General features: G+C 49.9%; 24 protein-coding genes. 8 read left to right on the forward strand and 16 right to left on the reverse strand.

Annotated elements, in window-relative coordinates; all coding sequences use genetic code 11:
- Window positions 1-16: 16 nt before the first annotated feature.
- Window positions 17-925 (reverse strand): helix-turn-helix domain-containing protein, encoded by a 909-nt coding sequence (locus ACE5LO_RS14510; protein ID WP_375520746.1) that lies wholly within the window; start codon window positions 923-925, stop codon window positions 17-19.
- 126 nt (window positions 926-1,051) lie between these two features.
- Between ACE5LO_RS14510 and ACE5LO_RS14515 the strand changes: the two genes are divergently transcribed.
- The 4 genes from ACE5LO_RS14515 to ACE5LO_RS14530 all read left to right on the forward strand — a co-directional run bounded on the left by ACE5LO_RS14515 (window position 1,052) and on the right by ACE5LO_RS14530 (window position 4,277).
- Entirely contained in the window at window positions 1,052-2,110 is a 1,059-nt protein-coding gene (locus tag ACE5LO_RS14515; protein ID WP_375520747.1) for a Gfo/Idh/MocA family protein, read from the forward strand.
- Window positions 2,107-2,964: a sugar phosphate isomerase/epimerase family protein gene (locus ACE5LO_RS14520; protein WP_375520748.1), complete on the forward strand. Its 858-nt coding sequence runs from the start codon at window positions 2,107-2,109 to the stop codon at window positions 2,962-2,964. Before ACE5LO_RS14515 ends, ACE5LO_RS14520 begins: the two co-directional genes overlap by 4 nt.
- Window positions 2,965-3,178: 214 nt before the next feature.
- On the forward strand, window positions 3,179-3,859 hold the full coding sequence (locus ACE5LO_RS14525) for a hypothetical protein (RefSeq protein ID WP_375520749.1): 681 nt from the start codon (window positions 3,179-3,181) through the stop codon (window positions 3,857-3,859).
- A 55-nt stretch (window positions 3,860-3,914) separates the two neighbouring features.
- On the forward strand, window positions 3,915-4,277 hold the full coding sequence (locus ACE5LO_RS14530) for a toxin-antitoxin system TumE family protein (protein WP_375520750.1): 363 nt from the start codon (window positions 3,915-3,917) through the stop codon (window positions 4,275-4,277).
- Window positions 4,278-4,348: 71 nt separating this feature from the next.
- Here ACE5LO_RS14530 and ACE5LO_RS14535 read toward each other — a convergent pair whose 3' ends face one another.
- From ACE5LO_RS14535 to ACE5LO_RS14580, 10 genes are all read right to left on the reverse strand, one after another.
- Window positions 4,349-5,215 (reverse strand): sugar phosphate isomerase/epimerase family protein, encoded by an 867-nt coding sequence (locus ACE5LO_RS14535; protein WP_375520751.1) that lies wholly within the window; start codon window positions 5,213-5,215, stop codon window positions 4,349-4,351.
- A 251-nt stretch (window positions 5,216-5,466) separates the two neighbouring features.
- Window positions 5,467-6,867 (reverse strand): carboxypeptidase-like regulatory domain-containing protein, encoded by a 1,401-nt coding sequence (locus ACE5LO_RS14540; RefSeq protein WP_375520752.1) that lies wholly within the window; start codon window positions 6,865-6,867, stop codon window positions 5,467-5,469.
- A gap of 189 nt (window positions 6,868-7,056) precedes the next feature.
- Entirely contained in the window at window positions 7,057-8,124 is a 1,068-nt protein-coding gene (locus tag ACE5LO_RS14545) for an ABC transporter ATP-binding protein (RefSeq protein ID WP_375520801.1), read from the reverse strand.
- Window positions 8,125-8,374: 250 nt separating this feature from the next.
- Window positions 8,375-9,031 (reverse strand): DUF4310 family protein, encoded by a 657-nt coding sequence (locus ACE5LO_RS14550; RefSeq protein WP_375520753.1) that lies wholly within the window; start codon window positions 9,029-9,031, stop codon window positions 8,375-8,377.
- A gap of 2 nt (window positions 9,032-9,033) precedes the next feature.
- A complete protein-coding gene (locus ACE5LO_RS14555) occupies window positions 9,034-9,819 on the reverse strand; it encodes a DUF4311 domain-containing protein (protein ID WP_375520754.1) in 786 nt (261 codons plus the stop codon).
- A 26-nt stretch (window positions 9,820-9,845) separates the two neighbouring features.
- A complete protein-coding gene (locus ACE5LO_RS14560; protein WP_375520755.1) occupies window positions 9,846-10,184 on the reverse strand; it encodes a DUF4312 family protein in 339 nt (112 codons plus the stop codon).
- A 3-nt stretch (window positions 10,185-10,187) separates the two neighbouring features.
- Complete coding sequence (locus ACE5LO_RS14565) at window positions 10,188-10,553, reverse strand: SFCGS family glycine-rich protein (protein WP_375520756.1); 366 nt, start codon at window positions 10,551-10,553, stop codon at window positions 10,188-10,190.
- A 1-nt stretch (window position 10,554) separates the two neighbouring features.
- Window positions 10,555-10,929 carry a hypothetical protein gene (locus ACE5LO_RS14570; RefSeq protein WP_375520757.1) on the reverse strand — a complete coding sequence of 125 codons (375 nt, stop codon included), beginning with the start codon at window positions 10,927-10,929 and terminating at the stop codon, window positions 10,555-10,557.
- A 61-nt stretch (window positions 10,930-10,990) separates the two neighbouring features.
- On the reverse strand, window positions 10,991-12,895 hold the full coding sequence (locus ACE5LO_RS14575) for a BglG family transcription antiterminator (RefSeq protein WP_375520758.1): 1,905 nt from the start codon (window positions 12,893-12,895) through the stop codon (window positions 10,991-10,993).
- 68 nt (window positions 12,896-12,963) lie between these two features.
- On the reverse strand, window positions 12,964-13,221 hold the full coding sequence (locus ACE5LO_RS14580) for an HPr family phosphocarrier protein (RefSeq protein WP_375520759.1): 258 nt from the start codon (window positions 13,219-13,221) through the stop codon (window positions 12,964-12,966).
- A gap of 310 nt (window positions 13,222-13,531) precedes the next feature.
- Between ACE5LO_RS14580 and ACE5LO_RS14585 the strand changes: the two genes are divergently transcribed.
- A complete protein-coding gene (locus ACE5LO_RS14585; RefSeq protein WP_375520760.1) occupies window positions 13,532-13,975 on the forward strand; it encodes an Hsp20/alpha crystallin family protein in 444 nt (147 codons plus the stop codon).
- Between the two features lie 180 nt (window positions 13,976-14,155).
- Entirely contained in the window at window positions 14,156-15,343 is a 1,188-nt protein-coding gene (gene fabV, locus ACE5LO_RS14590) for an enoyl-ACP reductase FabV (RefSeq protein WP_375520761.1), read from the forward strand.
- Window positions 15,344-15,733: 390 nt separating this feature from the next.
- Here fabV and ACE5LO_RS14595 read toward each other — a convergent pair whose 3' ends face one another.
- Window positions 15,734-16,120, reverse strand: coding sequence for a hypothetical protein (locus ACE5LO_RS14595; protein ID WP_375520762.1), 387 nt, complete (start codon window positions 16,118-16,120; stop codon window positions 15,734-15,736).
- A gap of 52 nt (window positions 16,121-16,172) precedes the next feature.
- The gene (locus ACE5LO_RS14600; protein ID WP_375520763.1) at window positions 16,173-16,571 is read right to left on the reverse strand and encodes a hypothetical protein; all 399 of its coding nucleotides are present in this window, start codon (window positions 16,569-16,571) and stop codon (window positions 16,173-16,175) included.
- A 173-nt stretch (window positions 16,572-16,744) separates the two neighbouring features.
- Between ACE5LO_RS14600 and ACE5LO_RS14605 the strand changes: the two genes are divergently transcribed.
- Window positions 16,745-17,587 carry an AraC family transcriptional regulator gene (locus ACE5LO_RS14605; RefSeq protein WP_375520764.1) on the forward strand — a complete coding sequence of 281 codons (843 nt, stop codon included), beginning with the start codon at window positions 16,745-16,747 and terminating at the stop codon, window positions 17,585-17,587.
- Window positions 17,588-17,671: 84 nt separating this feature from the next.
- Entirely contained in the window at window positions 17,672-18,661 is a 990-nt protein-coding gene (mgrA, locus tag ACE5LO_RS14610) for an L-glyceraldehyde 3-phosphate reductase (RefSeq protein ID WP_375520765.1), read from the forward strand.
- Here the strand turns inward: mgrA and ACE5LO_RS14615 are convergent.
- Genes ACE5LO_RS14615 through ACE5LO_RS14625 form a run of 3 tightly spaced genes read right to left on the reverse strand, consistent with a single transcriptional unit; the run spans window position 18,651 to window position 21,937 of the window.
- Window positions 18,651-19,535 (reverse strand): NAD(P)-dependent oxidoreductase, encoded by an 885-nt coding sequence (locus ACE5LO_RS14615; protein WP_375520766.1) that lies wholly within the window; start codon window positions 19,533-19,535, stop codon window positions 18,651-18,653. The two genes, mgrA and ACE5LO_RS14615, sit on opposite strands and share 11 nt — an antisense overlap.
- A 51-nt stretch (window positions 19,536-19,586) precedes the next feature.
- Window positions 19,587-20,777 carry a helix-turn-helix domain-containing protein gene (locus tag ACE5LO_RS14620; RefSeq protein WP_375520767.1) on the reverse strand — a complete coding sequence of 397 codons (1,191 nt, stop codon included), beginning with the start codon at window positions 20,775-20,777 and terminating at the stop codon, window positions 19,587-19,589.
- 38 nt (window positions 20,778-20,815) lie between these two features.
- Window positions 20,816-21,937 (reverse strand): cache domain-containing protein, encoded by a 1,122-nt coding sequence (locus ACE5LO_RS14625; RefSeq protein WP_375520768.1) that lies wholly within the window; start codon window positions 21,935-21,937, stop codon window positions 20,816-20,818.
- Window positions 21,938-21,939 lie beyond the last annotated feature (2 nt).

The following is a 21,939-nucleotide window of genomic DNA, read 5'->3' on the forward strand; positions in this document are numbered from 1 at the left end:
GGGGCAACCCCGGCTTTTAGGCCATCCGGTGTTCTTCCTCCGTGCTGCAGGCTGCAGATGATGCGGTTCTCAGCTCGGAGGGGGATACCGTTTTATATTTTTTGAAGGTACGGCTGAAATAAGAAATGTCGTTATATCCGGTTGCCCAGCCGATTTCGGAGATCGTCATATCGGTATGGAGCAGCAAATATTCGGATTTATTGATACGCAGCTGGTTAATGTACTCGGGCACTGTACGCCCGGTCAGCTCGCTGAACAGCCTGCTGAAATGAAAACGGCTGAGGCCAGCCATACGAGCCAATTCATGTACTGACAACTCCTGCCCGAGATGCTCTCCTATATATTCAAAAATAGGTGTAAAGCGCTCCATATTTTTCCTCCTGTTCGTCTCGTAAGGCAGCGGCGGCGCTTCGGTCACATAATTGCGGAACAAAATGGTGAGCAGCCGGTACATGGAGGATTTGATCGACAGCTCATAGCCGGGCTCTTTGGATTTGAACTCTTCAACGATGGAATCCATACAGACATGCAGACTTTCAACATTGCGGATATGATGCTGAAACAGCACCCGATTCTGCAGAATCGGCACGATAAATTTCGTTTCAATCGCGTCCGGCGACGGGCTTTGCAGCAAAGAGATATCCATGATCAGACAATAATAGCGCAGCTGCTCGGACCTGCAAATTCCATGGTGCAGATCATTGCTGTTCAGCACGATCAAGTCGCCGCCGCTCACCTCGTAAGGGGTGGAGTTGCATTCGATCACCGCTTCACCAGACACGAAATAGAGCAGCTCCATATGCTCATGCCAGTGATGGGGAAACAATGTGCTGCCCTCCCCGCCCGCCTTGCAAGTATGAAGCTTGATGGGAAAATAGCGGTCCGGCATATCCATCGGCTCGCGCAAATCGGCAGATCTTTTCATGTAAATAAAATTCCTCCTCTGTGACCGCACATTATTGCAAACAAACAGCAAGGTGCTGCATGGATTTAAGCTTCACTGCATCCTTACAATAGATTATATATCTAATTCTGAAAGGAGCAACAAAGCATGAAAACCGTTAATATCGGCATCATTGGTCTTGGCAGCATTTCCGAGTTTCATCTCAAGCCATACAGCAAAAATGAGCAGGCGAGAATCTACGCAGTCTGTGATCTGAACGAGGAACGTGCCAAGGAGGCCGCTTCTCTTTACAATGCTGAAAAAGTATATACCGATTACAACGAGCTGCTAGCGGATGACCAGATCGATGGTGTAAGCATCTGTACGTGGAATAATACACATGCGGAAATCAGCATTGCTGCACTGAACGCCGGCAAACATGTGCTCGTGGAGAAGCCGTTATGCCGTACGACCGCGGAGGCTGCCAAAATCCAAGAAGCCGTCGAAGCCTCCGGCAAGCTTCTTCAGGTTGGCTTTGTGCGCCGCTATGATCCAAATGCCCAAATGCTGCGAGCTTTCGCGGAAGCGGGAGAATTTGGTGAAATTTATTATGCCAAAGCTTCTACGATCCGCCGTCTCGGCAACCCGGGAGGCTGGTTCAGCGATATCGAACGCTCCGGCGGCGGGCCTCTGATCGACATTGGCGTGCATGTGATTGATCTGTGCTGGTACATGATGGGCCGTCCAAAAGTCAAATCCGTCTCGGGCAATACGTATCGCAAACTGGGCAACCGTGCTCATATCCAAAACCTGTCCCGGTACCAGGCGGCCGATTATGATGCGAAGAAAAATGATGTGGAGGATCTGGCAAACGCCCTCATCCGCTTCGAGAACGGAGCCTCGCTCATGATTGAGGTCAGCTTCACCCTTCATGCCAGCAAAAACGAAAGCATCGTCAAGCTGTACGGAGACAAGGGCGGCTTCGAAATCGATCCGGAAGTCATGATGATCACGGAGAAGAACAACACCATCCTTAATGTTCACCCGCAGACCGACAGCTCCGGCTTCCAGTTTGAAAAAGCGTTCCAGAACGAAATCGACCATTTTATCGATTGTATTTTGACTGGCAATCAGCCGATCAGCCCAGTGGAGGACGGCCTTGAAATTATGAAAATCCTGAATGCCGTCTACGATTCCGCTGCCCAAGGAAAGGAAATTTACCTATGAAGCTTGGACTGAGCACTTACAGCCTGTACGGCGCGTTGAAGAGCGGAGAGATGACCGTTGCGGATGTCATTGATTTTACGGCGGACATCGGCGGTTCCCATGTTGAAATCGTACCTCTCGGCTACAACCTGACCGAAGATCCCGGACTCATTGATGTTATTGTTGAAAAAGCCAAGGCGAGAGGGCTGGATATCTCCAATTATGCCATCGGAGCCAACTTTCTTACGGACGATGAGGCCGCTTACGAAGCTGAAATCGAGCGGGTCAAACAGGAAGTGGATATCGCCGCCCGCCTCGGCGTCAAGCTGATGCGGCATGATGTGGCCTCATCACCCGACGTTTCCATCGGCCATTTCAACGCACAGCTGGAGCGGCTGGCCGAGGCCTGCCGCCAGATCGCCCGTTATGCTGCACAGTTTGACATTACGACCAGCGTTGAGAACCACGGCTACTTTATTCAGAACAGTGACCGTGTTCAAACTCTGGTGAAAACCGTAAATGAGCCCAACTACAAAATGACGCTGGACATCGGCAACTTCATGTGCGCGGATGAAGACCCGGTCGCGGCGGTCAAAAACAACCTGCCATATGCGTCCATTGTGCATATCAAAGACTTCTATCTGCGCCCTTCCTACCGCAATCCCGGCGAAGGCTGGTTCCGCACGACCAGCGGCAACTACCTGCGCGGCGCCACCGCTGGCCACGGCGACATCGATCTGCGCGAAGTGCTGCATGTCATCAAGCAGTCCGGCTATGACGGATATTTCTCTCTGGAATTCGAGGGCATGGAAGACTGCCGTACAGGCGCGAAAATCGGCTTCGACAACGTGCGCCGTATCTGGGATGAAGTGTAAATCGGAAAAGCCCGGTTGCCCGGTTAATTGTGAGGTAAATAAGTATGCTTTGAACAGCCTTGGTCCTTTGGACTGAGGCTTTTTTTCTGTCCAGCCCAAAATCATGAATAGAAGTGATCGTTTAAGATTAGAATGGGTATATAGAAATTAGCAGTTTATTTGTAGTTTAATTGCAGTTTACTTTCTGTTCGTGTAGAATAGGAGGCATAAAGAGGTGAACAAAGTGCCTATAACAGAACAAGATAAACTAAACTTTAATTCGGTCATTGAGAACACTTTACAGAAACCGGAACAAGCCGAAGCTATGGCGAAAGTACTTTATAACTTAGCACTCAGATTAAACGCCGTGCCTCAAAACTTTATGTCTGAATTCACAAGGTTAATGGAAGGAGACTTAGTAGAAGAAGGCAAAACTATACTCCCTAAAGCTTTAAACGAGATTAGTACCGCTGTGTTATCCCTGGCAGAAGAAGATATCTCCAGATCCTACACGACCGGACAATTATCCAAAATATTCGGTGTCAGCATTTCAACGATCAATAACTGGATTGATGCCAATCGTTTTGTTGGTTTCAGCCGGCCTGCAAAAAACAAACAAGCAAGAATTAGTGAAAGCACGATTTGGGTGTCACCTACAGGGGAAAGAATTCCTGTAAGTGAAGTTGCCAAGCTCTATCAAACAAATCTACAAAAAATGCAACTTCAACAAGAACCTACTAAATATGAACGTGTCCGTTACTTAGTCGAGATGATCAAATTTTATGAAGAGCGGTACGAAGGTCTGTTTGAGGAAGTAGTCAAAGAGAAAGGAGACCCGTCGATGACGGAAAACTTTCAATGGTCCAGAGAAGGAAAAGAATGGCGAGCTTTTCTTCAAGAAATTGAATCTGATTGATCGGTAACCCGCCATCAAACTTAGAATTATTGAAAAGGAGATTCGGGATGCCATCTTGCATATCCGTGAAACTGACAGCACCGGCAAACCAAGCTCAGCCTTCGCCCAAAGAGCTACCCTCGTTTTCGTTGATAATTCAAAGCTTTACATAACAGAACATCTGAAAAGCGGACTTATTACTCATTATTACTACGACTGGGTTCATGGTGATGGCAATCAGGTTTTAGCAAAGTTTCATTGCGAACCTCATGATGACCCTGATTATCAAACAGATACTGAGCCCTATCACATTCATCCACCTGATCACTCAAAATTAACGAATCAGATGCGGTTTGCAAACTATTCGTTTAGGGATCTGTCATCCATTGTTGAAGGCATCTATTTATTTCATCTGCTGCCGAAGAAATCTAAGGTATAATTTTCTTTATCTAAAAGGGGTCTATAGAGGCTTAAAGAGCTCTATAGACCTCTTTTTTATACGTATTGCTGTTAACAGTCGCGGTGGCTCTGGATAAACTTTACGGCAGCCCGAATATCGTTCTCCGGACGTTCGCCGACCTCTCTTTCCACCGTCAAATAACCGGCATAACCGATATCCTGCAGGGCAGCGAAATAAGCCTCGAAATCAACACTGCCTTCGCCGAGCGGCACCTCACGGAAACCCGCCCCGCCTTCCGCCATGACCGCGATCTGTTCGTGGTCCAAAACCCCGTACACGTCACGGGGATCAACCTCGCGCAGACGGACACCGTCCTTGACGTGAGTATGTACAATGTAATCGCGCAGCGTATACACGCCCTGCACAGGATCATCGCCGGTCACCATGACCATATTCGCCGGGTCAAAATTGACCGCCACCCCTTTGGAATCCAGCGAATCCAGGAACTTTTTCAGACGCTCCGCCGGCTCGGGACCGGTTTCAATGGCAAAATATCCGCCGCGCGAGAAGGCATAGGCCGCCAGTTCGTTGCAGGCCTGCTGCATAATAGCATATTCGGGATCATCGCTGCTTTCTGGAACAATGCCGATATGTGTTGTCACGATATTGGTCCCAAGATCGAAAGCGAGGTCAAGCACCTGCTTCGACTTTTCGATTTTCCAGGTGTTCTCCTCCGGATTTTTAAAGCCATGACCGCCGTAATCCGCGCATAAAGCTGAAACCTCAAGACCGAGCCCGGAAATGTACGCCCGCAGCTCCTTTCTGCCATCTGCCGTCAAATTGTCCGGCTCCATTTCACCCGCAATCGCCCATATCTGCACACCGTCAGCCCCGATTTCCTTTGCTTTCTTCAGGTCCTCCCTCACGCCGAGTCCAAAGCTATCTGAAATAACTCCGATTTTATTCTTGAATCCCAAACCCATCATCCCCTTTTATTTCATTTTTACATCATTTGTACATCCTTCGAAATCCAGCTCCTGCCCTGTCGTCAACAGCGTATTCAAACATTATAATGTTGTTGCGTTTTATTTTATAGCCATTGCTGCGCTCTCGCAATATGTAAAAAACGTTTGATGTTTCTATACGACAATCCGTCATGCTCAAAAAAAGACCGCCCCACTTTAGCAGTGAAAGGCAGTCTGTCTTGTTTTGTAACTGATCAGGTCTCTTAAGCTCTGATCTGATAGGCAAAATGATACAATGAATTGATATTCGCGGTGACCTGCTTGTCCCCGCTAAAGAAGACGATTGGGATAATATCAAAATAGTGAATGCTTAAGCCGTTATTATAGTAAGAATAATTGCCCGCCGCCGGAGTCAGGTTGTTTAGCGAAACCGAGAAATAGCCCAGACTATCCGTTGTAGTGCTGGCCTGGAAAATTTGCTGATTAATCGTCACTCTCAAGGCAGCTGTCACAGGCGCATTGGCAACCGGATTACCTGATGCATCAAAAGCCCGGCCGGAGATCAAAATATTGCTTTTGATCCGCCATTTGTCTCCGTATCCGTAGTCAATAAATCCCTGCACTCCGCCGTCTGTCGTGATATTGTCGATGCTGACACGGGCCACATCGGCTGCCTGATAACTTACGGATAAAGTATAAGGCGTCGTCAGATCAAAGGAGGATGGAGCCCAGACACGAATGTAGTAGTCTCCTGCCGGAAGCTGAACTTGCCCTTGGGTATTTTGATCAAGGTACCCGAGACTGCCAAGGTTGCCGTCATAAAGGTCCAGCCGATACACACCGTAGGCTGAAGTATTGTTCAGAAGCAAACGGACAGGCGCATTTCTGGGCAGACTAATCTTGGTCCAATCTTCATCCAGAAAGTTATCTATATTCTGGCGGCTGCTGAATGTTGTTGAGCCTTGATTTTTCGCAAACCATGGATTGTCGTCAGGCTCATTGGCATCATAGGTATCAGACACTCCGAGATAAAGCGTGAAGGGATTAACGGTGTCTGATCCGACATAGGATTGAACAAGTACAAAATAGTACCCTGGGCCGGCCACGTGGCTTAACTGCTCGTATTGCCCGCTTCCTTTTTGCGAATAGGAGACCCGGTTAAGTATTCCCGTAGCTTCATCGAGCTTGTACAGGGACAGGTCATAGTCAACAGCCGCTCCCGGATTCATCAAAGCGGTAAGCTTCAACGGAGAATCGACTTGAGTCAGGAACCATCTGCTCTCGCCTTCGGCCGTAATATAACCGGATGTCTGCGTTCCCGGCCCAATGTAAACTGCCCCGTCTGGTGAGGTATTGTCATAGGTGACGGCTGTTACCGAATTACTATATGTCGCGTCTGTTGTTGATAACATTCTGTTATAAGAACTGTGAAGAATTACTTTTTCTTCCATTTCAGATATAGACTTGCTGTTCTGTTTGCTTGCTGACGCTTCCGGAATTGTTGATGTATGTATGCTGCCAAGATCTGTACCCGCAAGCTCCTTCAGTTTGATGCCCGCAGCAGTTCCATCATCCGAGGAAAAGGCTGCATGCAGCGGTAAAGCCCACGTCAAGCCTGCCAAGAAAAACAAGGCACCCAGTAACACGATAATTCTCCGGACCATTCTACCATCTCCCTTTTTAGTTTTACAAGACTAATATAATCCTCCTTTCGTACCTTGTCAATAACTGTAATTCAATGAATAGTTTACTTTTTAGATTCTTTTTTTCCTTGTGTTATGGTACAAAAAAAGCGCCGAACCTCCAATCAGGTTCGGCACTTTGAATACATGATATTTAGCTGTTATTCTGGACTAGGCCTCGTAGCTGTCTACCATAACCGGCTGCTCATACGCATTCTCCAGCCTGCGTAGTTTGCTCTTCACCACTTCAGGCGGCTCAACAGCAGGTGACATTGGATGCAGCAGCCATGATTTTACATAATGAGTATCGGACACCTTGAAAATTGGCGGCTCCTTCTCAAAATCGATGTTCATCGCATAACTGCTGCGCAGCGCAAAAGCATCTCCCTTAGGCGGATGAAGCAAGTCAGGAGGCGTGCCCGGAATCGCAGTCAGCTTCTGGCCTTTGCTCTCCAGATGCGGCATGGAAGCCAGCAATCCCCACGTATAAGGATGCTTCGGATCATAGAAGATTTCGTCCACCGTGCCAGTCTCGACGATCTGGCCTGCGTACATAACAGCTACCCGATCCGCCATCTTGGCGACTACGCCAAGATCGTGGGTAATGAAAATGATAGCCGTCCCGATCTTCTTCTGAATCTCTTTCATCAGCTCCAGAATTTGTGCCTGAATCGTTACGTCAAGTGCGGTTGTCGGCTCATCGGCGATCAGCAGCTTCGGATCTGCCGCAAGCGCCATGGCGATAACAACCCGCTGTCTCATCCCGCCGCTGAATTCATGCGGGTATTGGTTAAAACGCTGCTCCGGATGTGGAATTCCGACCAGCTTGAGCAACTCTATTCCCCGTTTATAAGCGTCTTCTTTGGACATCTTTTTGTGTTTGAACAATACTTCCGTAATCTGCTTGCCGACCTTGATCGTCGGGTTCAGGGAAGTCATCGGATCCTGAAAAATCATTCCGATTTCGTTGCCGCGTATGCTTCGCATTTCCTCTTCGGTCTTGCTAATAATTTCCTTGCCGTCAAACAGAATCTGACCGCGCTTGTACACAGCCGGCGGCGAAGGGATCAGCTTCATGATGGCCTGTGAGGTCACGCTCTTGCCTGAGCCGGATTCGCCAACAATCGCCAGTGTTTCCCCTTTATTGACATGAAAGCTTACACCGCGGATCGCTTGCAGCTCTCCGCCACGCACTTTAAATGAAATTGCCAGATCTTTAACTTCCAGAAGCTTGGACATTATATCACTCACATTCATTTATTCTGAATAATTATTATCAAATAATTTTACCACACTTGTCCGTACAGTCAACACTAACACAGCTCGTAAGGTACGTGAAATACGAATTGATATACTTTTTCTGGAATTCAAAAAAAATGAACACCCTGTTAAGACAGCCAGCCCCCGCTTGATTGTATGTTACGGTGAGCAAAAAAAGGGGCCCAGCCGTTTGAAATACGGGTAGGCCTCTTTTTTTAAAAAGCAATGCTCACTTAGGGATTTCGATCGGGAAGAACGCGCCCATAATCATGGCACCGATAATCGCTCCGCCGGCAATCGGCTTTTTGAACGCATAGAACACGGCTCCCCCAATAGTAGCTCCGATACCGACCGGAATGGAGGCCATGGCGGAAGAGATGATAATCAACGGCCCGAGATAACGCCCAGCCGCATTACCCGCACCCATCATAATGTCCGCACCGAAGGTAGAGTTGGAGGCATTAATGGTAAATTTGCGGATCATGATGATAATGAATCCGACCATGAAGCCGAGAATCGCCCCTGTCAGCAGCGCCAGCGGGAAGGAGGTCAGCGGCGCGGTCATGCCAGCGCCCAGCATCAGCGCAGGCACACCGATGCCAAGCCCGGTCTGCAGCGCGCCCCCGATATCGAGAATGCCAACAAGCGGACCCTCCAGAATACGGGCGAACAGAAAGCTCGCTCCGAAGGCAGCGGCAGCGCCATAGCTCCCGCCCTTGATCCCCGCTTCCAGCATGGCTACAATCGCAATATCATTAAAAGCCCCTACATGATAAACATAGTACAAGTGCGTTCCGGCGAAAATGCCCGAGGCCAGCAGTGCGACAAACAGCGTAAACGCCCATTCCGAATACCAGAATCCGGTTTGCAGTTTTGTATTTTCCATGGTTAACTCACCTCAGATCCAAAGAGTGCGTGCAGATCAATAAGCCACTGCGGAACGGTCATATGCATGCTCTCGATCAGCTTCGCATCAAAACCACGGAAGAAGCCGCTGAACAGGAAGAGCAGGACAACCGCCACAACGAGTGTTTTGGTAATGCGGTTCCAGCCGCTGTCGTCAACGCCTTTGCCGATCAGGATGCCCAGCACGATGCCTGGCACGGCATTGCCCATGACGAGGTGGGACAAGCCGCCAAGTATGGTCGCCCATACTCCCGTGCGCTTGCCCGCATCCATCGCCGCCGTCCAGAAGACAATCGGCATGATCGGATTAATCAGCCAGTTCGCTGCTGGCACCAGCACCTGGGTGGCGACTGCCTGCAGCGAAGCTGGAATGGCGGCTGCAGTGGAGTTCAGCACCGTCACGACGACCGCGCCAACCACGGCGCCGGTCCACGCCATTTTGCGCGGATCATGGAGTGTTTCTTCCACGTTTTTATTTTTGAACAGCAGGGTTGCCGCCGCCCAGTTCGGAATAATGCGATGATCCACATCCTGGGTCAGACCGCCGGCACCTACGACGGATGCCCAGGCATTAAACAGGAAGCCAAGACCAAACGAGAAGTGCGCCACCGGGTCCCCCTGGCAGGCGTTCAATTCACCAAAGGTACGAAACGCCCCCATCCCCTGCACTTTCGGAGCGTGGAACATCCTGGCTGCGCCCGCCCCCACGCCAAAACCTACAAACAGGCCGATCACAATCGATTTTAAAATGATTTCCAACGTCTCCATAGCTTCCCCCTTAATTCAGCACACACCTAGCGCATACGAATCACATGCTGGACTGCCGTCTGTTTTTCCTCATGGACCTCATATTCGATTTTGGATAGATCCATATATCTGAGCATAACTGTAATGTTGGCCTTGATTTCATAACGGGTCCGTGTGCGGGGAAACAGAATTCCCAGAAACTTCTCGGTACGCACTGTCTTGACAGCGGACAGCACCTCCATATTTCGTGGTTCAATCTGCAGCATCATATCCGCATCATTGGTGGTCACCTGCTTTTTCATTTCATTTAAAATGTGCTGAAAAGCAGTGCGTTCACTCTCTCCGCTGCCCGTCAAAGTTAACGTTACTTCCTTCTCCAGATACATGGCTTACCTCCCGTTGATCTGAATATAAGCTTCCGTAAGCCTGCGCCCCAGTTCCTCGGTATCCATGAAACCGAAGCCGATCACCTTCTTGCCGCTGCGGATGGCTGTTACCCCTGCGTCAACAGAGCGAAGGCCAAACTCCATCGGATATTTGTATTTGGTGTTGGCAGTCACCGCACCCGCGCCGCCACTTCCACAGAAAGAAATGCCGAAATCGGCCTGTTGCTCATGCATGACATCACCAAGCTTCATATCAGCACCGATGCATGGGATGACGATGGCGATTCCGCCAGCCGCTTCCACTCCTTTGGCTACGTTTTGCCCTTTGCCGAGACGGTCGCCAATCACTACTTTCACTTTTTCACTCATGTTAATTTCCTCCCATATTCGCCTTTACGGCTTCAAAATGAACTGCCAGGTAAAAAATTTCCGCAGTATCCGGCTCCTGCGACTCCGCTCCAGGAGTCATCTTCAACAACTTGCGGCTTAAACGCTCATACTTCGGGCTGATTTCCGTCAGCATTTCGTCCGGAATTTCCGGCAAATGCTCTCCCTGATCAAACCGCTGCAAATAGGCTAGCAGGTGGATGCCAATCACAACGGCCTTGTCGTGGCCGATATCAAGTCCCGCCTCGGGAGCGCATTCCTGAAGCCGGCACAGCCAATCTTCCAATTTGCTCTGCGCTCCCTGGTCTGCGGTCGTTTTTTCTGAAATGTCCCTCAGGACGCTGCTGATTATATACATGATAGTCCTCTCCGATTTTGAGATTAAAAAGGTCTGTAGCCGCTATTGTTCTTTTGTAGGCTCATCCCTCCAGCGGCTGCTCCAAATATTTGAGGATCGCCTGCAGCTCCGCCTCCGAAACCTTCAGCCCTCTCTGCTCAAGAATCCTGAGCAGTCGTTCCCGGCCTGTCTGAGGGGGCGTTGCCGCAAGAATGGCACTCTGATCCTCATACTGGGTGTGCAGGGCGATTCTCTGCATCATGAAGATCAGATGCATCTTCAGCCCTTCCAGCCGGTCAGGTGTCAGGTGGCTGCCCAGCTCATCGGCAATTTGCCGGGCCAGCTCAAAACCTCTAAACACCAATTCCTGAAACCAGGATTGCATGGCTTCCGGGTCTTCGATCCTTCCCATCGAAGGGGGCAGCGGGTTGCCGGAAACCACCGGCGCAGCGGCCTTAGCGGGAACAATGGCGGCGACCTTCTCCTGAATCGCTGCAAAATCTCGCTTCCCGGGGATGGGGCTGACGACAACGGACGGTACCGAAACATCGACGGTGAACACGCTGACCACGAGGTCATATTCGCTTTCCCGCAGCGTTTTGTTCAATTCCATGACTGAACAGCTGCCGTCGATCCTGAGATTCGGGATTTGCTTCTCGATCACGGCCTTCAACAGTCGACTCGTTCCCTTGCCCGTACCGCATACCACAAGTCCGCGAATGCTGCGCTGCTCATTCAGCCGCTCATAGGCGAGCTGGAAATAAACAACGATATAGCCGATATCCGAATCTGTCAGATAAATACGGTAAGGACCATACACCTCAATACTCGCGCTCTTCACAGCCTCGAACATCCCGCGATAGACACTAATAATATCCTGAAGCATGGGATTCGGCTCAACGATACCGTAGCTGTATTGGGTCAGCTTGCGTGAGGTATGGTCCAGCAGATAGCTGAACAGGTCCGGGTCCCTGGCCAAAGCCGGATCAACACTGCGACTCACCGCTTCGATCAACCGTCTCGTAATGACCAATGCATCCGGAAGCAGCAGCTCATGCCCTGCCCTTGAATCCTCGGTTATCGGGATTCTGCCAACCGCCTGTAAACAGATGAACCAGATATCCTGATCGGTAATTTCTTTGCCTGATTTGTGAAAAAATCCGGACAAGGCCCGCTTGAAGATGCCGAATATCTCTCCTTCATCCCCCGGCGTCCTGTTATCCTCCCGGGAAGCTTCGCCAACGCCGCCGGAGGATATGACGATACACAGTCTAATGAATATCCCGATGACGGCCTGGTCGGATAGAAGCACTCCTATGCTGTGTTTCGTCTCCTCCGCCAAATCCCCGACCGCTGCAAACACAGCATTAAGATCACCTGCCGGCTGCAAAAACTGCTCCAGAATCGGGGTGAAATGAATGCGCGGATTCTGCTTGGACGCTGCACCCTGTACAATTTGCAGCATATCGCTACCATCGAGCAGATGGTAAACGAGCTGCTCCAGCATCAGCCTTTTTTGTGCGCCTGAACCGATAATTTTTACGCCTTTGCGCGATCTTTCAAGCTGAAGCTGCCATTCCTGCAGCAGCAGCTCCGCTTGAGCCACATCGGATAAAGCCGTGTTGCGGGTGATGCCCAAATGGGAAGCGATCCGTCCGATCGTAGTCTCTTCATCCCGCAGCAGCAGCTCCATGGTCACATATTGAATTCTCTCCTGCTGACTCAGTACGGTGTGATCTTTATCCGCATCCATTTTGCGCAACAGATGGTCTCGTTCCTCTTCCGGACATTCAATCCAGATGCCTGTGCTGGGCTTTGACTTGATTTCGACTCCTTCACCGGCGAGCCACATTCGTATGCTTTCGATGTCATATTTGATCGTACGCTCACTGACTCCGAATTCACTGGCACAATCCTTAATCCGCACCGGATTCGGCGTATACAGTATTTTTTTCAGCAGCGCACGGGTCCGGGTCACCATGGTCATATCCCATCACCCCCTGTTGTATCCGATATAATCTGTACAGACGATAGCCTGTACAGACCGCTTTTTTCCTACTCAAGGTCTGATTCGAGCAAATCCCCGAGTTCCTTCAGCGCTTCCTCCTCCTGGTCTCCCGCCGTAATCAGCAGGATCTGGTCTCCATATTTCATTTCGAGAGAAAGCACACTGATAATGCTCTTCGCATTTACTTCCCTTGACCCTTTGACAATCTTCACATCGCAAGGATACTGCAGCGCTTTTTTAGTAACCGCCCCGGCCGGTCTTGAGTGAATGCCGAGCGGATTTTGAATAGTCAATTCTTTTTGCATGATATGATCTCCTTGAATTTTGTAAATGACCAGTCCCCGCTTCTTAATGATAAATGTCATATTTAATAACATTCAAAAAAATGTAAGCGATTCATTTGAGGCCACCCATTTTTGAAAGCAATTTAATTTCGATAATAAGTTAATTAAATTAACATCACATTAACGGTTTCGGTCCAATTTGCATAGATCAAATTTCTTTCACCAGCAATGGTGCAGTTTTTTTACATAATTACAGCTTTTGCTGCACAAACTGTTGAAGCATAGATTAAAAGCGTAAGAAAAAAATCACGATGTAGGAGGACTGAGACGTATGTTTGATCTGGTTCCATTCCGCAAACGCAGTGAAGAACTGCTCGATCAGATGACGAAGTCGCTCAACGATGCGATGGATGACAGCGTGTTCTCTTCGTTTAATGGCGCTACCCAGCCGTTCCGGATCGATATAAGAGAAATGGATGATAAGTACGTTGTCGAAGCCGAGCTTCCGGGTGTCACCAGAGAGAACATCGATATTGATGTCGACCAGAACTACCTGACCATCCGTGCCAGACGCAATGAACTGCAGGAGCAAAAAGACGAAAGCAACCGCATCATCCGCAGAGAACGCCGGACAGGTGAATTCGTTCGCCGCTTTTACGTGGATAACATCGTCGATGATGCCATTAAAGCCACGCTGCAAGACGGCATCCTCAAGCTGGAGGTCCCCAAGCGAGAACACACCGCGGCGCAGCGCAAACGTATTGATATAGAATAACTTGACTACAAGGCGCTTGGCCCACTCTGTTGGGCCGGGCGTTTTTTTGTGCTGAAGTACCGCCAAGATACGGTGTAGACGAAACGGTTTCCGTTTGGTTAAAAAATAGGTAAAATAGGGAGGTGTATATATGCCTTTACAAGTAAAATGAGCAGAGATTAAGAAAGGAAATCCATCGATATGATTATTAAGCCAAGAACACGCGGTTTTATTTGTACAACAGCACATCCGACAGGCTGTGCGCAGCAGGTGCAAAACCAGATTAATTATGTAAAAAATCAGCAGGCCGTCAAAGGGCCACGCAACGTGCTTGTGATCGGGGCATCCACGGGTTATGGCCTCTCTTCGCGTATCGTAGCCGCCTTTGGCGCAGGCGCCAACACAATTGGTGTGTACCGTAACGGTGAATCCGTCAAAGGACGCACCGCATCGGCGGGCTGGTACAACTCCGCAGCCTTCGAAAAAACCGCCCAGGAAGCAGGACTGCAGTCCATCAGTGTAACGGGCGACGCTTTTTCCGAGGAGACGAAGCAGAAAACGATCGATACGATCCAGGCCGAGCTGGGGCAGGTTGATCTGGTGATCTACAGCGTCGCTTCCGCCCGCCGCACCGATCTGCAGACCGGGGAAACGAAAAACTCCGTGCTGAAGCCAATCGGAAAGCCGTACTCCAACAAAACGGTGAATTTCCATAACGGCGAAGTCAGCGAGGTAACCATCGAACCGGCCACCGAGGAGGAAATAGCCCACACGGTCGCCGTCATGGGCGGAGAAGACTGGAAAATGTGGATTGATCGTCTACGGGAAGCAGGTGTGCTTGCTCCGAATGCCACCACCGTCGCCTATTCGTACATCGGCTCGGATATTACGCAGGCCATTTACCGGGAAGGCTCGATCGGACGGGCCAAGGATCATCTGGAGGCAACCGCACGGGAGTTGAATGAGCAGCTTGCCACTGGTGGAGGCCGGGCATTCGTCACGGTCAGCAAAGCACTGGTGACTCAGTCCAGCTCCGCGATTCCGGTCGTGCCCCTTTATGTATCCGCTTTGTACAAGGTTATGAAAGAGAAAGGACTGCACGAAGGCACGATTGAGCAAATGTATCGCCTGTTCGATCTCCTCTATAACCAAAGCGAGACCCCTGTCGACGCTGAAGGACGCATTCGCATCGATGACTGGGAGCTGCGCGCAGACGTGCAGGAAGAGGTGGCAAAGCTGTGGTCTGAGGTGACGACGGACAATATTTACGAGCTGACCGACCTGGCGGGCTACCGCCGTGAATTTTTCCAACTGTTTGGTTTTGAGACCGAGGGTGTGGATTATGAGGCAGATGTGGAGCCGGAGGTAGAGGTTCCGGGAATAAGATAAACTTCAGGTGGGTTGTAGGGGGGGAGGCGCTGAGGCGCCCAAGAACAAAGCATTCCTCCAATCGCTCTTGTCCCCAAATTTCCTGATTATTTTTATCGGTAGAAATTCGGGGACAAATGCGACCGCTCCGCTTTATCCGGAATTGCTTCGTCCTCTCCGCTGACTGCGTGCGTGACCCTACTGAAAAGCACTGGAAGCAATCAGCTACTCCAAGGGAACCTTCTACGCTTCCGGGGTGAGGGTAAATAGTCGAGAACTGGGTCAAGTTTACCCCTGTTCTCGACTTTTTTACTATATAAATCCACAATCTCAAAGCAAAAAAACAGCTTCATGGTAATTTAGGAGCTGTTACTGCTAAAAAATGCTTTGTTCCTAACCCTAAAACAAGCATTAAAGAAAGTTATTTAATTCATCTTCAAACTGTGCTCCAAAAATTTGCATATCTTCTTTTGAAGCCTTTAGAGTGAACAAAGTTCCGATATCCATTAATATTATCAAATAAAGATCAGTTTGTTCTTCATGCATCCATTTTATTTCAAGATGCTTTTCAAAATGAGAAAAGTATCCATCATCTGCTTCGTTTGGGAACGTTTTTAACATTTCAATAAAGTGTTTTATAGTCAGGTTGGTCCACCCGATTTTTTGTTCTCTGATTAGATTAGAGTCTGTAAAGTATTTCAGTAACAACTGGCTACCCTCATAATCTCCTGGTATATGAGAAATAAATTCATATTCAATATACCTATTCTGGTTTTCGCGGTCTCTCAAGACAGCCACTGATCTTCCTCCTTACGTTAAGTAAAGTACCACCGACGGTATCGAATAAGATCTATTTTAACGGCACCTGCTCGGACAAGCGTTGGAATGTTTGCAGATACGGCTTCATTTGCGGAAGAATGCTTTGCAGATAACCGAGAGCGGCTTCGTTTTGCTTCTGTGCGGCTGCACTGTCCTCAGGAATGATCGAGTACTTTTTCACCACTTTGCCCTTGGCATAATCAATCGTCAGGAAGTTGCCTTTCTTCCAAGCTTGAACCAGATTGTCATTGGAGCCGTACATTTGCACGGACATGGTGCTGTCCTTGTAGTAATACACTGCATTTCCCAGCTCAAGCGTTTGTTTGGGCGCAGCAGCTTCCGTGGCCTTGGCCGGCTGTACTGGCAACATCACTGCACCCAATGACAAACCAAGTGTGATCCCCCATACGATCAATGCGCTCTTCTTCATGTTTAGCCCCCCCTTTTATGTTAGGAAAACGAAATTTTGGTATTTTTCTTTTCTTTGCAAGAGGTTAGACTCTCTTAAAGTCCAAAAAGTTCCACTTCACATAAAAAATAAGCCTTTTGAACGAATGGGGGTCAGGAATGGTATAATGACCGTTAATACCAGACGATGAAAGCGTGATCTATTTGCGACTTGACTATTATAACAATGCCCGGCCTCTGCATGAACCGGACAGCCTGCATCTGATTTTCTGGGGAAGGGAGGCCTGCGCTCCCAAGCATTCCTTCGGTCCCGGCATGCGCGAATTTTATAAAGTTCACTTTGTGCATTCCGGACAAGGTATTGTAAGGACGGAAGGCAGGACGTTTGAGGTTTACCCGGGCCAGGGATTTTTATCCTACCCGGATACGATGTTTTATTATGAGGCTGATGCCGATCATCCATGGACCTATTCCTGGATTGCTTTCCAAGGCAAGCAGGCGGAGGATATTTTGTCGAGAACTGCGCTCAGCAAGGAACAGCCTGTTTTTCCGATGGATGTCACGTTGATGCCCAAGCTGTATGACACGCTCATTCAGCTACAGCAGCCGTCTCCTTCCGGGGACTTGCGCATCCAGATGGCTCTGCTTGATTTTTTGTCCACCCTGATTGAAAGCTTCCCGTCATCCCCCGCTGAACGGGTGCAGCGGAGAACGCAGACGGAGTACATTCATCGCAGCTTGGAATTTCTCCATGCCCACTACAATGAGCAGATTTCGATAGAACAGCTTGCTGCCATGCTGGGACTGGACCGGAAATATGTGTCTGCCCTTTTCAAAAAGGAGCTTGGCCTGCCTCCCCGGCAGTACCTGCTTCAGTACCGGATGAAGCGCGCCTGTGAAATGCTCAGGGAAGGAAAATATACCGTCAGTGAGGTAGCTCATTCGGTTGGGTATCAGGATATCTCTCTGTTCTCCAAAATGTTCAAAAAAACGATAGGTACTTCGCCCCGGAGCTATACGAAAAATACGACAAAATGACAACTTTACCATCCATGGCGACATGGGAGCAAAGCGCTAAATAAACTATACTAATTCTATCTTTTACCGGGAGGTACGTTTACGATGAATTATTCTGCACTTGCTTCCAGATACGACACGATGAGATATAACCGCTGCGGACGCAGCGGTTTGAAGCTGCCAGCCATTTCGCTTGGGCTCTGGCATAATTTCGGTGGGATCGACAATTACGAGAACGGCCGTATGATGGTAAGAAGGGCTTTCGATTTGGGCATTACCCACTTTGATCTTGCTAACAACTACGGCCCTCCTCCAGGCTCGGCGGAGGAAAGCTTCGGCCGGATTCTGAAGAGTGACTTCAGCCCTTACCGGGATGAAATGATCATTTCCACCAAAGCCGGATACCATATGTGGGCAGGACCTTATGGAGATTGGGGCTCGAAGAAATACCTCATTTCCAGTCTGGATCAAAGTCTGAAACGGATGGGGCTGGAATATGTGGATATTTTCTATCATCACCGTCCGGACCCCAACACACCGCTGGAAGAAACGATGGCCGCCCTGGATCTTATTGTTCGACAAGGGAAAGCGTTGTACGTGGGCATTTCCAACTACAAGCCACAGGAAACGAAAGAGGCTGCGGCCATTCTCCGCGAATTGGGAACTCCCTGCCTGATCCACCAGCCCAATTACTCCATGATGTCACGCTGGATTGAGGACGGGCTACAGGATGTGCTGGAGGAAGAGGGAATAGGCTCCATCGTCTTCTCTCCACTTGAAAAAGGCCTGCTGACAGACCGCTATCTGAACGGAATCACGCCGGATTCCCGTGCTGCCGGACCGAGTGTCTTCCTGCGAGAAGAGGATATCAGCGAAGAGCGCATTGCCAAGATCCGCAAGCTGAATGATCTTGCTGCCGCAAGAGGGCAGAAGCTGTCGCAGATGGCTCTGGCCTGGGTGCTGCGCGGGGGCCGAGTCACTTCCGCCCTGATCGGTGCCAGCAAGGTTTCACAGATCGAGGATGCTGTCGGCGCACTGAGCAATCTTGAATTTACAGAGCAGGAATTAAGAAGCATTGATGAGATTATTCTTTGATGTAGTAGTTATACAACACCTGTGTGCCTTTATCTTCATAACCGAGCGCGGATAACCGCTCGTAAATAGAATGTGCCAAGGCCAGTCCGGGCGTGTCCAGCTTCATTTCTTTGGCTGACTGCAGGGCGATGCCCATATCCTTAATAAAATGCTTCACAAAAAAGCCTGGTTCAAAATCTCCGGTGATCATGCGCGGGCCGAGATTGCTGAGCGACCAGCTGCCCGCGGCTCCGGACCCGATGCTTTTAAGCACAGCGGCTGGATCAAGCCCGGAGATTTTGGCATAAGCCAGGGCCTCGCACACCCCCAGCATATTGGAGGCAATGGCGATCTGATTGCACATTTTCGTGTGCTGGCCCGCTCCTGCCGGCCCTTGCAGGACGATATTGCTGCCCATCCGTTCCAGAATGGGCAGCACTGCATTAAAATCCTCGCCTCTGCCACCTGCCATAATGGACAGTGTCCCGTTGCGGGCGCCGATATCTCCGCCGGATACAGGCGCATCCAGCGCATGCAAACCCTTGGCAGCGGCAGCTTCATGGATACGCTCAGCCAGTTGCGGGCTGGAGGTAGTCATATCAATCAAATAAGTACCGGGCGCCGCATGCTCGATCAATCCGTCCTTGCCAAGATAGATTTCCTCCACATCTTGCGGATAACCAACCATCGTAATGATAACGCGCGATGCTGCGGCCAGACTGCCCGGGGAATCTTGCCATACCGCCCCCTGCTTAACCAGTTCCTCCGCCTTGGAGGCTGTCCGCGTATATACATGAAGCGGGTAGCCCGCTTCCCTGATATGGGAAGCCATGCTTTTGCCCATGACGCCAAGGCCAATAAATCCTACCGCTGTATTTTCTGATGAAAGCTGCATCCTTTTTTCCTCCCTGCCCAAAAAATATATTGTGCATCTGCTTAACTCCCATTATGACCTGAGTGATTTTCGGAACTGGTTTGGCGACATGTGCACAAACCGTTGAAACGCCCGGTTCAGATTGCGCTCCGAATATCCTACCTTTTCGGCGATTTCAGTGATCGTATAGTCCGTGTCCTTCAAAAGCTGCTTTGCCTGCTGGACCTTGAAATTCATCAAGTATTCGATAAAGGCGGTTCCTGTTTCCTTTTTAAAAAGCCGGCTTAAGTAAGAAGGGCTAACCTCCACCATCTCTGCACATTCCGTTAATGTAGGCGTGCAGTGCGGATGGCTCGTTATATAGCTGCATACCCGCTGCACAAGCAGCCGTGACGAATTGCTGCGCATATCGCTGCCGATCTCCTGCACGAGCGGGAACAGCACACCGATAAACCAGTCATGCATTTCACGGGAGGTCTGGTTTTCCTTCAACTGGTCAAACAGGTTCACGTTCAGCAGCTCGCGGAATCCCGGCCCCTTGTCTTCCGCTGATTGAATAATAGCCGAGAGCAGAACATGGTAGCACTGCATCATGATGTCATACGAGTCCGAAGAACGGGCGATCCTGGAGAATTCGTGCAGTTCAGCCTCCGCCCGCTCCGGCTCGCCATTCCACAAAGCCTCCACAATTCCGCTTTCCTTCTCCCGTGGATAGATGAAAACCGGATTTCGCTCGATAGAGATCATATCTTCATAAAACAATACGTCCTCCGTGTCCAGAAATAGACGGTACTGCAGGGCCAGCTGCGCCTCCCTGAACGATTCCGCCGCTGCGGCAAGCCCGAACGGCCGTCCGACACCAACTGCCGCCGGGAAGGACAGGTAGCGCTCCAGCGATTTGTGAATTTCCTCCGCATAATGGCTGATCCGTTGCCGGATTTCCCGCGCAGACAGCTCAGTGTCGAATCGCAGCAGAGCCACGGAATCACGGTCATCGATATCGACGATATAACCGTCGAGAGTGCCGCTTTTATCAAGCAATTCGGCCATGACATTTTTAACCGCAAACACAATGACTGGTCCTTCACTCGGCAGGAAACGCTTTTTCCGCACCATGTTTTCAACCTTCACCACAAGCACGAGAAACTGCCCGGATAACGGGATTTGATATTTGGCACAACCCTCTCTCAGCGTGGACCTGCTCCAGGATGCGCCGGACAGCAGCAGTCTTTGCAAAAAACGGTCACGCAGGTCCGGCTGCATGCGGCGGATGTAACTGTTAAGCGACTCAGCCTGCTCATTCAAATAGCTGAGCGAAGAACGGATATATTCAATCTCATTTCCTGCAGGGGGGACTCGGCTCCGTTTCTGCGCAAATGCTCTCCATAACGCAGCAGCTGCTGAATCGGATTATACGCCAGACGTGATGAGAACCAGGTCAGCAATATGCCGACAAGCACAAAAACCGAAACTGACAGCACGATTAATACCTTGATCCATGCGAGCTGGTCAATCATTTCCTGTTCCGGCAGGCGGGAAATATACATTCGGCCCATCGAGGATTCATAAAAAGCCGTCAGTTCCTTTCCTTCGCCGCCCTGCAGCACAGATTGGCCGGACCGCTCGCCGCTGATGGCAATTTGATTGAGCACCGGGTCGCTCAGAGCGGACTGGCCGGCTCTGGCAGGCTGAACCGGTCCGCTGCTGTTCAATATAACCCCATGATCCGCATCAAGTATCGTGAGCGTCTGCTTCTCCAGACCGACCGAGTAGCTGTTGAGCTGATTCCGCAATGCGGACTCCTTAATATGCAGAATGACGACTCCCCGCGGCTTCCCAACCCCCATAACAGGCAATCTGCGTACATACGAGATGTACCCGGCCCGCCTCGAATCAGGCAGATACGTCCAGTGGCCTCCCTGATTTCCTGCGAGAGCCGCCTCAATATCCCGTTTGCCGTAAAAGTCCTTTAGCCTTGCAAGCCCATAATAATGAGAGAGCACAAGCTCCGTCCTGGCATCATAGAAAATCATTTCCTCAATTATACTGTTCGTGTTTTTACTGAGCTGGAACAGCTGCAGCAGCTCCTGCTGCAGCAAATAATCGGTTGCATAGTCTTCTTTCTCCAGCGCTGTCCGGATCAGCGGCCCGCTCGCCAGCTGGAGCGATTCATGCTCGATATTCGTCAGCATGCCTTCCACACGGTCCTTCAACAAACGGAGTGATGCCATATTGTTCTCCTGAAACTGTTCGGTCAGCTTGATCATCGAGAAGTGATAGTAAGCGCTTCCAGCCAGAACGACAGGCATGACGACAGAGATGCATCCCATCCAGATCAGCCGCTGCAAATAACCGTTGACTGAAAAGCAGCGGAACACAAAGGATTTGGCTTTACGCCATTTACGCTGGATGTCATCCTTCATGG

The organism is Paenibacillus medicaginis (genome assembly GCF_042138635.1).
GTDB lineage: Bacteria > Bacillota > Bacilli > Paenibacillales > Paenibacillaceae > Paenibacillus > Paenibacillus medicaginis.